4 protein-coding genes and 1 CRISPR repeat array are annotated in these 13786 nt (G+C 38.8%); of the genes, 2 read left to right on the top strand and 2 right to left on the bottom strand.

Annotated elements, in window-relative coordinates; all coding sequences use genetic code 11:
- The first annotated feature begins 10 nt into the window (after positions 1-10).
- Together M5U24_RS14075 and M5U24_RS14080 are read left to right on the top strand one after the other, a co-directional pair.
- Entirely contained in the window at positions 11-3247 is a 3237-nt protein-coding gene (locus M5U24_RS14075) for an efflux RND transporter permease subunit (RefSeq protein ID WP_099325848.1), read from the top strand.
- Positions 3248-3341: 94 nt separating this feature from the next.
- The gene (locus M5U24_RS14080) at positions 3342-4781 is read left to right on the top strand and encodes a TolC family protein (protein ID WP_099325849.1); all 1440 of its coding nucleotides are present in this window, start codon (positions 3342-3344) and stop codon (positions 4779-4781) included.
- 437 nt (positions 4782-5218) lie between these two features.
- A CRISPR array of direct repeats spans positions 5219-12382; the repeat unit is 30 nt; unit sequence GTTTCAATTCCTCATAGGTAGAATGAAAAC.
- A gap of 138 nt (positions 12383-12520) precedes the next feature.
- Here M5U24_RS14080 and cas2 read toward each other — a convergent pair.
- Together cas2 and cas1b are read right to left on the bottom strand one after the other, a co-directional pair.
- Complete coding sequence (gene cas2 / locus M5U24_RS14085; RefSeq protein WP_099325850.1) at positions 12521-12787, bottom strand: CRISPR-associated endonuclease Cas2; 267 nt, start codon at positions 12785-12787, stop codon at positions 12521-12523.
- Positions 12787-13782, bottom strand: a complete 996-nt coding sequence (gene cas1b / locus M5U24_RS14090; RefSeq protein ID WP_099325851.1) for a type I-B CRISPR-associated endonuclease Cas1b — start codon at positions 13780-13782, stop codon at positions 12787-12789. Before cas1b ends, cas2 begins: the two co-directional genes overlap by 1 nt.
- Between the last annotated feature and the right edge of the window lie 4 nt (positions 13783-13786).

Genomic DNA, 13786 nt, shown 5'->3' on the forward strand with positions numbered 1-13786 from the left:
GAAAAAAAACATGTTCAGTAACATTCTTCACAGGCCCATATTTGCAATTGTCATATCGCTCGTCATTGTTTTCATGGGTGGATTGTCCATAACACAGCTACCTATATCACAGTTTCCTGAAATTGCTCCCACAACGGTAAATATTTTTATTGCCTATCCTGGCTCCAATGCCGATGTGTTGGTTAAATCCACCCTTATTCCATTGGAAACGGCTATCAATGGTGTTCAGGGAATGAGGTACATAGCATCTGACGCTACCAGTGCAGGAGAAGCTACCATCCGGATAATATTTGAACCCGGTACTGATCCTAATCAAGCGGTTATAAGGGTGAAAACAAGGGTGGATCAGGTGATGCCCCTTCTTCCTCCGCTGGTTCAGCGGGAAGGAGTTATCATCACACCTATACAACCCAGTATGTTGATGTATGTGAACTTATACAGTGAAGATGAAAATACCGATGAAAAGCTCCTTTACAATTACGCCTATACCAAAATGATACCGGAAATACAACGAATTAACGGTATAGCGATGGCGCAAATACTGGGGAGCCGGAAATACGCCATGCGCATCTGGTTGAAACCTGATCGGATGCGTGCATATAACATCTCGGCAGAAGAAGTGATGAAGTCAATGTCGGAGCAAAGCATCATAGCCAGGCCGGGAAGATTAGGGCAAAGTTCAGGAATACATGCACAATCGATGGAATATGTGCTGACATATCAGGGAAGGTATAACAAGCCGGAACAATATGGGAATATCATCATTCGGGCCAATGAAAAAGGCGAAATACTCTACCTTAAAGATATAGCCAATGTAGAGCTCGGAAGCGAATTTTTTGACATCTATTCCAACATTGACGGTCATCCGGCGGCATCCATTGTTTTAAAACAAACAGTCGGCAGTAATGCCAAAGAGGTCATTAAGCAGGTAAAGGCCAAACTGAAAGAATTAAAAGCGGAATTCCCACCTAAAATGGATTATAAGATCAGTTATGATGTATCGCAATTTTTGAGTGCCTCTATTGAACAAGTGATGCATACGTTACGAGACGCATTTATATTGGTAGCTTTAGTCGTATTTATCTTTCTTGGCGATTGGCGCTCCACGTTAATTCCAACACTGGCCGTTCCTGTATCCCTGATCGGCGCCTTCTTTTTTATGCAGTTTATCGGACTTTCCATCAACCTGGTCACCTTATTTGCCCTTGTGCTGGCCATTGGTATTGTCGTTGACGATGCCATTGTGGTGGTAGAAGCCGTACATGCCAAAATGGAAAAGGAAAACCTGTCGCCATACAATGCCACCCAACAAGTGATGCGTGAGATCAGTGGCGCCATTATTGCAATTACGCTGGTAATGACAGCAGTATTTATCCCTGTCTCATTCTTGTCGGGCCCGGTAGGTGTATTCTACCGGCAGTTTTCCATTACGATGGCCGCTTCCATTGTTATTTCGGGTATTGTTGCACTTACGCTTACACCGGTGCTGTGTGCCATTATATTGAAGAATACGCACGGTAAACCGAGAAAAAGATCACCGATTAAGTGGTTGCTAGGCTATTTTAACAAGGGGTTCGGAAAGCTGACAGGAAGATATGTAGGATTGCTGAAATTAATAGCAAACAGAAGATTGGTCACTTTCGGGATATTGCTGGTATTTGGTGTCGGGATATTCTTGGAAAGCACAGTTGTTCCAACAGGATTTGTTCCCGGTGAAGACCAGGGTACAATCTATGCCATTATACAAACCCCTCCAGGCTCCACTCTGGAATTAACCTATCAGGTAGCCCAAGAACTGCAAAAAGTTTGCAAAGAAATTGATGCAGTTGAATCGGTTGTTTCATTGGCCGGTTATGAGATCATGACAGAAGGACGAGGCTCTAATGCGGGGACATGCCTGATCAGCCTGAAAGACTGGTCGGAGCGTAAACAATCGGTTCGTGAGACCATAGAGGAAATGGAAGAAAAAACGAAGGATCTTGGAGCCATCATAGAGTTTTTTGAACCACCTCCTGTGCCGGGATTTGGTTCTTCCGGCGGTTTTTCTCTGCGCCTGCTCGATAAAACCAATTCTACAGATTACCATGAATTTGAAAAAATAAATAGTGAATTTATGGACGCCATGCGCGAGCGAAAAGAGCTGTCCGGCTTATTTACTTTTTATGCGGCCAATTATCCTCAATATGAGTTGGAGATAGACAACAAAGCTGCTATGCAGAAAGGGGTGTCTATCGAAAGAGCAATAGAAAACCTCAACATTCTGATAGGGAGTACTTATGAGCAAGGGTTTATTCGATTTGGCCGTTTTTTCAAAGTTTACACACAGTCGGTTCCGGAAAGCCGAAGGTTCCCATCGGATATTGAGAAACTGTATGTAAAAAATAAATATGATGAGATGGTGCCTTATTCATCATTTATGAAGATGAAAAAAACACAGGGCCCCAATGAAATTACCCGTTACAACTTATACAATTCGGCTGCCATCAGGGGGTTTCCCGCACGGGGGCACACTACTGGCGAGGCCATACAAGCGATACGGGAGGTAGCTGAGGAAGTTTTGCCCATAGGGTATGACATCGCCTGGGAAGGCCTTTCGTTTGATGAAGCCGCACGGGGAAATGAAGCGATTTATATCTTTGCTATCGTGCTCATTTTTGTCTATTTGGTGCTTGCCGCACAGTACGAGAGCTTCGTCTTGCCTTTAGCGGTAATCTTTTCCCTGCCGATCGGAATATTTGGTTCGTTTTTACTGCTCAAACTCACGGGATTGGCCAACGACGTTTATGCCCAGGTAGGGATGATCATGTTGATCGGCTTGCTGACAAAGAATGCTGTGCTGATCGTGGAATTTGCCGTTCAGAACCATCATCAGGGAGCGACCATAATCGATGCGGCTATAGAAGGTGCCAGGATGCGTTTTCGACCGATCCTGATGACTTCCTTTGCCTTTTGTGCGGGATTGATACCCCTGGTTACTGCCACCGGTCCTGGCGCCATTGGTAATCGTACCATAGGCTCATCTTCTCTTGGGGGTATGCTTATTGGAACCGTTTTCGGGGTAATCGTTATTCCCGGATTGTATTACATATTCGGTAAACTCATAGAAGGCCGTCAACTCATAAAAGATGAATATTTAGAACCCCTGAGCGAAGAATATGTGCATTCAAGAGACAAATATCTCAGCGTTTGTACTGGTTTTCCCACAGGCCTGAACGAAGAAGAAAATGAACATACAAAAGAAAGTTAGAACATGATCTCAAAAAACCTGCGGAAGGCTTCTAACAAGCTAATTAAAAAATTGTTAAGGTCGAAATAAAGAGTAATCAAAGAAATTAAAGACAATGAAAAGAAACAGCATATTGAGCTATATAGGGATAATCTGTATTTCGCTGGTATTCAAAGGCTGTGCGCCTATGTTGTCACAAAAAACAGAAAATAGCAGCGTTCCTGAAAGTTATAATAATGTACAGGATACAGTCAATACGGCAGAGGTTAGTTGGATGAAATTTTTCACCGATACCAGTCTTATAGCCCTGATTGATACCGCACTGCAAAACAACCAGGAACTGAATATCACTTTGCAGGAAATTATCATTGCCGAAAATGAAGTACAAGCCAGAAAAGGGGAATATCTGCCTTTTGTAAATCTTAAGATGGGAGCCGGGGCTGAAAAGGTGGGCGAGTTTACCAGAAATGGGGCTGTTGAAGAAAACCTTGATATTAAATCCGGTAAGGAGTTCCCTGAACCACTGCCGGATTATTTGATATCTGCCAATGTTTCATGGGAAGTGGATATATGGAAAAAGTTGCGGAATGCCAAAAAAGCAGCAGCATTGAGGTATCTGTCCACAATTGAAGGGAAAAATTTCATAGTAACTAAGCTGATTGCCGAAATATCCAGTTCTTATTACGAACTGATGGCGCTCGATAACATGCTTGAAGTAGTAAAAAAGTACATTGAAATCCAAAAAAATGCCCTGAAAACCGTAAAGCTACAGAAAGAAGCAGCTAAAGCCACCGAACTGGCAGTGCGTAAGTTTGAAGCAGAGGTGCTCAAAAACCAAAGTTATCAGTACAATATTGAACAAAAGATCACGGAAACGGAGAACAGGATCAATTTCCTGGTGGGTAGATTCCCACAGCCTGTTCAGCGAAATTCTCAGGGATATAATGATTTGGTGCCAGACACGATCCATGCCGGTCTCCCATCACAATTATTGACCAACCGTCCTGACATTAAACAAGCAGAACTGGAGCTGGCAGCAGCAAAGCTGGATGTGAAAGTGGCGAGAGCACGGTTTTACCCTTCTTTAGACATTGTTGCAGGTGTAGGTTACCAGGCATTTGATCTGAAGTATTTAATAAGAACGCCAGAATCCATACTGTATAACCTGGCCGGAGAGTTGGCGGTACCCCTGATCAACAGAAACGCAATAAAGGCGACTTACAACAATGCAAACGCAAAGCAAATACAGGCTGTTTACAATTACGAACGTACCGTTCTGAACGCTTACATTGAGGTTGTCAATAAACTGTCAAAGATCAGTAACCTGGGAAAAAATTATGACCTGAAGGCAAAGCAGGTGCAGGCGCTTACCCAGTCGATTACTATTGCAGATAACCTGTTCAAATCAGCCAGGGCCGATTATCTGGAAGTGTTAATGACCCAACGTGATGCGTTGGAAGCGAAAATGGAACTGATTGAAACGAAAGTACAGCAAATGAACGCAATGGTTAATATTTACCAGGCATTGGGTGGGGGATGGAAGTCGATTATGTGATATACTAGTACATCGTTTCGTTAAAATGTGTACGTAAAAAAATGTCATCGCGAGGGGTGGAGCGACGAAGCAATCTCTTGTTCCCAAAAAACTTAAGATTGCTTCGCTGTCGCTTGCAATGACGGTATCAATGTAGATATTTTAATGAAATGCCATACTAGGTAGAATGAAAACGAGGGCGGATAGCGGCTGGGTTTTTCCAGTTTCAAATTCTCATAGGTAGAATGAAAGTAACTATTCAGCGTAAACGATACACGGCTCGTTCCCAAACTCCAGTTTGGGAACGCAATTGTTCGAGAAACTCCGGTTTCTCGCCTGTTTGCTGATAGATAGGGAATAAAATCACAGGGTTAAGACAGTTTGTAATTTGTAAAGTCAGACCCTCACCGGAAACAAAGTTTCCCGTGCAATTACGTTCTGATCTCCGGTAGTTTAATAAATTACGCTGAATAGTTACGAATGAAAACTCGCGGCGGGTAAGGTACAGCCACTCAAATAGTTGGTTTCAATTCCTCATAGGTAGAATGAAAACTCATTATAATAGTGCAACTTGTAATTCTCCCGTACCCGTTTCAATTCCTCATAGGTAGAATGAAAACACAAACGTGCAGATTAATAATACAGTTAGTGAAGGCCTGTTTCAATTCCTCATAGGTAGAATGAAAACAAGTTGCCGGAAAGTTGTATCAATCGGGAAAGTTTGTTTCAATTCCTCATAGGTAGAATGAAAACCGCGATCTTTGTGTTGCAGAAGACGAACAAGTTATTGGTTTCAATTCCTCATAGGTAGAATGAAAACATCCTGTCGCTTTTGGAAAGTGGATTTCGCCATCTTGTTTCAATTCCTCATAGGTAGAATGAAAACGCAGCTCGAATGGGCAAGGCATGTCGCGGCGCACGCGTTTCAATTCCTCATAGGTAGAATGAAAACGCTGGAGAGGCCACATTATAAAGGAGATATGGGAAAGTTTCAATTCCTCATAGGTAGAATGAAAACACTTCCATGACGAGACGGTGCTCTGGTACGTACCCGGTTTCAATTCCTCATAGGTAGAATGAAAACCAGGCGGCATCGATCCAATGTGCTTTGGGATAATCCGTTTCAATTCCTCATAGGTAGAATGAAAACAAAACTGTCAACATAAATTAACGAATGGTTTTTGCACGTTTCAATTCCTCATAGGTAGAATGAAAACTCGTCTTTCTCTCGTATTTCCCTGTATTCGTCTATCTGTTTCAATTCCTCATAGGTAGAATGAAAACTCTCGTTTAGAGTTAATGTATGGACTAGGACAAAGTTAGTTTCAATTCCTCATAGGTAGAATGAAAACGTCTGTCCGTATCCATTGCTGTCCTTTTTGCGGCTGTTTCAATCCCTCATAGGTAGAATGAAAACATTCACATAGAGAGACACTTAATATCCCTGCAATGTAGTTTCAATTCCTCATAGGTAGAATGAAAACATGAATTAAGCATTATGATTAAAATGAATTCTCAGAAGTTTCAATTCCTCATAGGTAGAATGAAAACCAAAAATCAAATGCTTCTGCATTTCCTTTTGAAAAAGTTTCAATTCCTCATAGGTAGAATGAAAACCATGCATATTTGGTAAATTCCCTAATGCAACATTTAAGTTTCAATTCCTCATAGGTAGAATGAAAACAAGGATTTTTTTGACGTCTCGAAAACTGGAAGTGTCGTTTCAATTCCTCATAGGTAGAATGAAAACTTTTAACTGGATTTGGACAGTTACAGAGTTTGTTGGAGTTTCAATTCCTCATAGGTAGAATGAAAACCTGAATGCCAGGCGCAAAAGGAATTTGAAAAGGCGCGTTTCAATTCCTCATAGGTAGAATGAAAACCAAACTGTAGAGATGTTGGGAAACTGGACATTGCATTGTTTCAATTCCTCATAGGTAGAATGAAAACCAACCGCTGTAAAACAAATTTTTACGAGAAACATGGGTTTCAATTCCTCATAGGTAGAATGAAAACACTCAAGGGAACATTACATCAAGGACTTTATTGTCTTTGTTTCAATTCCTCATAGGTAGAATGAAAACATTAAAATCATAGCGAATAATAAAACTACTTACACTGGTTTCAATTCCTCATAGGTAGAATGAAAACGAAAAATGGCTAGTTCAGAAAAGAAAAATCGAACTCTGTTTCAATTCCTCATAGGTAGAATGAAAACGTCGTGCCGGGGGTGGAAAATTATTCACACGCGCAAGGTGGTTTCAATTCCTCATAGGTAGAATGAAAACGATGCAGGATTCAAGGCAAAAATAGATGCCCTTCGGTTTCAATTCCTCATAGGTAGAATGAAAACTCGATTGCGTTCCCCGGCGTTGTCTCTAAGAATCCAGTTTCAATTCCTCATAGGTAGAATGAAAACAAACAAATACTCGCTAACATCCTCCCCCGAACGAAGTTTCAATTCCTCATAGGTAGAATGAAAACTTGTGCCGCCAGTAAAATAATCAACCAGCCATTGCGTTTCAATTCCTCATAGGTAGAATGAAAACGGATTGGGTTTGGCAGGGCACTGGCTTTTGAACAAATGTTTCAATTCCTCATAGGTAGAATGAAAACATAAACTCCATTCTTTTCAAGTTTGCAGTCCATTGTCTGTTTCAATTCCTCATAGGTAGAATGAAAACCCCAGTTCAAATCCCAGGACGCAGGGATTTAACTTCGTTTCAATTCCTCATAGGTAGAATGAAAACTGTATTCCATGTATAGGCGTTTTCAATGCAATCTTCCAAGTTTCAATTCCTCATAGGTAGAATGAAAACGAAACTGCTGGGGACTATACCACTTTTGCGCCTTATCGGTTTCAATTCCTCATAGGTAGAATGAAAACCCGATGCTTGTTTTTCCTCTCCGCTCATTTCCCCCGGTTTCAATTCCTCATAGGTAGAATGAAAACTTATTAATTGAAGAAATTTTTAGCGCGTCTGTGAGGGTTTCAATTCCTCATAGGTAGAATGAAAACTGAGACAACAACGATTGGATAGGTGGTATGATAGGCGTTTCAATTCCTCATAGGTAGAATGAAAACCAGACAAATCCTGAATCTCTTTACCAATATTTTCCCGAGTTTCAATTCCTCATAGGTAGAATGAAAACGTAAAGAGGCATTAGCAACAGGCAGGGTACTGACCCGTTTCAATTCCTCATAGGTAGAATGAAAACATAAATCACATAACATTAATATATCATTATCAATATAGTTTCAATTCCTCATAGGTAGAATGAAAACCCGCCTCTGTTCAGCTTTTCGTTCTGTTTCTGTCTTGTTTCAATTCCTCATAGGTAGAATGAAAACGGCTATGCAGTACCAATACGTTGCGAGGTGGACTAGTTTCAATTCCCCAAAGGAAAAAAAAACGCTATTTCCACCGTCTATCAAGTACCATGCTTGAAAATATTCGTTTCAATTCCTCATAGGTAGAATGAAAACTGCTTTTCCACCTATCTTGAAAAAAGTGAAAAGATAAGTTTCAATTCCTCATAGGTAGAATGAAAACTTTTAGAAGTGTATAATAGATTTTGGGGGATAGAGGAAGGTTTCAATTCCTCATAGGTAGAATGAAAACCAACTGGGTTAACCTCTTGCATTAGTATAATAATGTTACAACATCCTCATAGGTAGAATGAAAACCCTGCAATCATCCTTTAAACCGATCCTTCAAACCGTTTCAATTCCTCATAGGTAGAATGAAAACTAAAGTATGTCCGAATTGCCTAATTCGCAAAGGGAATATGTTTCAATTCCTCATAGGTAGAATGAAAACAAAAATAAACATTGGGATTTCGTCAAATTTTGGTTCTGTTTCAATTCCTCATAGGTAGAATGAAAACCATATCATATTATATCATTTTATTTTTTGAATAATTCTTAGTTTCAATTCCTCATAGGTAGAATGAAAACTAAAGTTTGCTCGAATTGGCAAAAGGAATTGTTTCAATTCCTCATAGGTAGAATGAAAACAAAAACAAACATTGTTTCGGCCACGGCAATAATTTAGTTTCAATTCCTCATAGGTAGAATGAAAACGGCAGTTCTACATTATATGTCTTTTTCTTTAACACTGTTTCAATTCCTCATAGGTAGAATGAAAACCTATATCTTTTCCTCCAACATAATATATTATGTTTTTGTTTCAATTCCTCATAGGTAGAATGAAAACGCACTACAAACACAACATTATCGCTGAGGGGGAAGAAGTTTCAATTCCTCATAGGTAGAATGAAAACTTGTACCCGGATTCGCTGAATCATGCTAAGATTAACAAGGTTTCAATTCCTCATAGGTAGAATGAAAACATACTAAAATGGTAACTAAGGTACAAATGGATAATACCAGGTTTCAATTCCTCATAGGTAGAATGAAAACTTGGAATTATGCAGAACTCTTTGATAAATTGGAAATAAAGTTTCAATTCCTCATAGGTAGAATGAAAACATAATTACAAACAGTAACATTATCGCCCAAACGATGTTTCAATTCCTCATAGGTAGAATGAAAACGGAAACGCTTGATACAGCTTTTCCAGCACATCTAGAGTTTCAATTCCTCATAGGTAGAATGAAAACCTGCTGCAAAGATTGCCAAAAGAAAAGCATTGCGGGTTTCAATTCCTCATAGGTAGAATGAAAACCTGGCGTAGGTATTACGCTTACAGCCGCAAGACTGGGTTTCAATTCCTCATAGGTAGAATGAAAACGGGCATTGCACGCACAAGAATGGTTTTTAGGAAAAAGTTTCAATTCCTCATAGGTAGAATGAAAACGCTCAATTCCGCGAAAAGGCATTAGCAACGCTTGCGGGTTTCAATTCCTCATAGGTAGAATGAAAACTACCGGCATTTCAAAAAGAAGTAGAAGATTACTTCAAGTTTCAATTCCTCATAGGTAGAATGAAAACTGTGGCAAAAGAATCCAGTATAATAGATTTCGGGTTGTGTTTCAATTCCTCATAGGTAGAATGAAAACCTTCAAATTCTCACGCCGTGGTTGATATGGAATTTTATGAGTTTCAATTCCTCATAGGTAGAATGAAAACAAATCCGAATGGAGCTGCAAGACCGGATTTCTTCCCTGTTTCAATTCCTCATAGGTAGAATGAAAACTAGATATTGGAATTAAAACTATTAGTGGAATTAATTAGTTTCAATTCCTCATAGGTAGAATGAAAACTCAAGGGAACATTACATCAGGGACTTTATTGTCTTTGTTTCAATTCCTCATAGGTAGAATGAAAACTCTTTTTGGACACCCAAATAACCACATTAAACATATGTTTCAATTCCTCATAGGTAGAATGAAAACAATTCTAAAAAAGATTTTCCTAAAGAAAGATTAAAGTTTCAATTCCTCATAGGTAGAATGAAAACGAATGGTTTTTCCACCTAACTTTGTTGTAGGCATTGTTTCAATTCCTCATAGGTAGAATGAAAACTTTATTGCACTTGAATGGCAATGACCAATTATTATGTGTTTCAATTCCTCATAGGTAGAATGAAAACCCCCGATAGTAAACAACCATTCTTTGGACTTAGGGGTTTCAATTCCTCATAGGTAGAATGAAAACGCAAATTAAATAAACTTTTTGCTTCGATCTTGCACTCGTTTCAATTCCTCATAGGTAGAATGAAAACTGGTATCCCTATCGCAGATGGAAGCGGCAAAATCGAGTTTCAATTCCTCATAGGTAGAATGAAAACGGCAGTACAAATAAATATTATACAGACGCAAGGGTTAAGTTTCAATTCCTCATAGGTAGAATGAAAACGATAAATATCCCGTAGTACCGCTACCAGTCACGCTTTGGTTTCAATTCCTCATAGGTAGAATGAAAACATTGAAATCGTACCGTATTTTAAGCGTGCTTGTGGTGGTTTCAATTCCTCATAGGTAGAATGAAAACTTGGTTCTGGCGTAACCGGAACAAGTACTTCTACGGGGTTTCAATTCCTCATAGGTAGAATGAAAACTACACAGACGCAAGGGTTAATGCTGCCGTTGGAAGTTGTTTCAATTCCTCATAGGTAGAATGAAAACTTATCTGTGCCGGTGCCGGCATTAGACAGGATGTACGAGTTTCAATTCCTCATAGGTAGAATGAAAACTTTTAGACTCTGGCGAGATTTTGAGCGGTAATATTTAGTTTCAATTCCTCATAGGTAGAATGAAAACGTTTGCTTTTTCTTTGTTCAAAGCATGCCATTTTTTGTTTCAATTCCTCATAGGTAGAATGAAAACATTTTAAATTATTTTATTATTTTATTATTTTAATATGTTTCAATTCCTCATAGGGTAGAATGAAAACCCAAGAAGGAGATTATGTTTGGGTTCAGTTGCAAGAGTTTCAATTCCTCATAGGTAGAATGAAAACAGATGAAAATGGTATGCTTTTTGAGAAGTATGGAAAAGGTTTCAATTCCTCATAGGTAGAATGAAAACAACTCACTCAGTGGTGAAAACCATCGAGGGTAGCAGGTTTCAATTCCTCATAGGTAGAATGAAAACGGACATATTTTCTGGTTTGTTCATAATTATAGTCTAGTTTCAATTCCTCATAGGTAGAATGAAAACGGTATGCTGCGCATAAAGAAGATCGAAAAATTTACAGTTTCAATTCCTCATAGGTAGAATGAAAACGGTTTTGTCAAATTTGCGCAAGAAGGAGATTATGTTGTTTCAATTCCTCATAGGTAGAATGAAAACGCAAGCCATTAAAAAGTCTTAAAAATGGTTCGGTTTCTTGTTTCAATTCCTCATAGGTAGAATGAAAACCAGTGCAGTGCAGTGCAGTGCGTAGCACTGAAGCACGTTTCAATTCCTCATAGGTAGAATGAAAACCTTAAAGAAACGCAGGAAAGAAAAGCTAAATATTTGGTTTCAATTCCTCATAGGTAGAATGAAAACCTATATAACCTTGCAAGAATACAATGCGGATGCTTTGTTTCAATTCCTCATAGGTAGAATGAAAACTTAAACTAAAGGCAAAAAAAGCCTATGCCGAAAACCCGTTTCAATTCCTCATAGGTAGAATGAAAACCAAAAAATCGCATTTTTCATGGGGTTTTTCAACAGCAGTTTCAATTCCTCATAGGTAGAATGAAAACAAATTATTAGAAAAGCAAAAAGTTTTTGCAAAACTAGGTTTCAATTCCTCATAGGTAGAATGAAAACGTTAGAGAATATCTTAAAAAGGAGAAAAAGCCTAAGTTTCAATTCCTCATAGGTAGAATGAAAACGCATGATGGGGAAGATTATTGTCAAGATTGTTTTGAGTTTCAATTCCTCATAGGTAGAATGAAAACGTAGTAAAATCAATACAGACCGGAGATATAATAATATGTTTCAATTCCTCATAGGTAGAATGAAAACTTATTGCCGTATCTCTTACATATGCTCTAAACAATTTTGTTTCAATTCCTCATAGGTAGAATGAAAACACGGTACGAAGTTTCACTGCTTACAGTTCAGGAAAGTTTCAATTCCTCATAGGTAGAATGAAAACGCTATCGCAGCCGCTCCTACTCCTACTGGAGGCATATGTTTCAATTCCTCATAGGTAGAATGAAAACCAGCCATTTAAGCGAGATAAGACGTTCTGCAGCGCTTTTTAAACAATTTTAAAAGGAAAAATGCCATAAATTTCTAAAAATGTTATACATTTTCTGTCGATCTTTAATAGATTTTTCTGTATCAAAGGTCGACAGATGTTAAATAAATTGAATATCATCCTTTTTATCCATGCCATAAACACATCTATCATAGTATTTCATTTGTCTGAATTTATAAACGATAATTGAATCGTTATCTTCACTTTTAATTATTTTTTTAAGTTCTAAAATCATTTTTTCATATGCAGCTTCTGATATTTCACCTTCAAAAACCGAATTTTGAACCCATTGAAGATACTTACGGCAAGCCTTCACCATTTTTCCGCAATGCTTACTGTTGACATCATAGTACAATATAACAAACATTACCAATCCATAACAAAGGGTTTGTATGTTTCCTCTTCCATAAGATGTTTTTCCAGTTTGTAAAGCTCCAGCCTCATGAGTCTTCGATAACTTACCTGTTTATTCAACCCGGAATGTTTAATCGTTTCTTTCAGACGTTCTTCCATGTATTGAAGAAATCGTTTTCTTGCGGAGTCTTTTAATAGTATTCCGTTCAACTGTTTTTCAAAATCGTTTTCTGTAATGATTTTTTTGTTGAGTACGGCAAAAATTGTCCTGTCACCTATAACGGGCTTAAATATTTCTGCCACATCCAGGTTAAGTGTGAATCTCCTGAAGTTGGTTGTGTGGAGAAACCCTATGCGCGGGTCAAGGTGTGTCTGGTATATTTCGGAAAGCACATAGGAATATATCACTGAATTAGAGAAACTTATCAGGGTGTTTAAAAAATCTCTGGGCGGCCTTTTTGTACGCCTTTCAAAGGAAAACTCCGGATCGTCAATAATACAATTAAAGGCGTTGTAGTATAATTGCTTTATCTGGCCTTCAATGGCCATTGCCTTTTCAATACTTTCCTGTTCTTCAAGTTTTGAAAGAATATCTTCTATCCCGTTTATGTACTGCGTGAGGTCTTTCCCCCGTCTTTCATAATACTTCAGAATCTTAAGGCAGTTTTTTACGGCGCCCTCAATGAACTTCTTTGCAATAAACTGTCTTTTCGTCTCGTCGGTATAATGGTCTGCCTGTCTTAGAATCATAAAGCCTGAATTGTAATGCTCCCTGGGATAAAAACTGCCGGCATAATAGCCGTAGTAATTAAAATAGGAGAGGACGATTTCGTTTTGGGATAGAAAGTTAAGCACCTTCGAGTTCAGATCCGTCTCTCCGAACATAAAGATTTCCTTTGTGTTCTCAACGGGAATAAATTTCTTATTTCCATCTTCGGTTTCAAAGAAAAGGGTATTGTCTTTCCGTTTAAGGCGTCCGTTTGAAAATATATATACAGTTTCTTTCATGATT

The sequence above is a fragment of the Candidatus Kuenenia sp. genome (genome assembly GCF_027493735.1).
Classification (GTDB): Bacteria; Planctomycetota; Brocadiia; order Brocadiales; family Brocadiaceae; genus Kuenenia; species Kuenenia stuttgartiensis_A.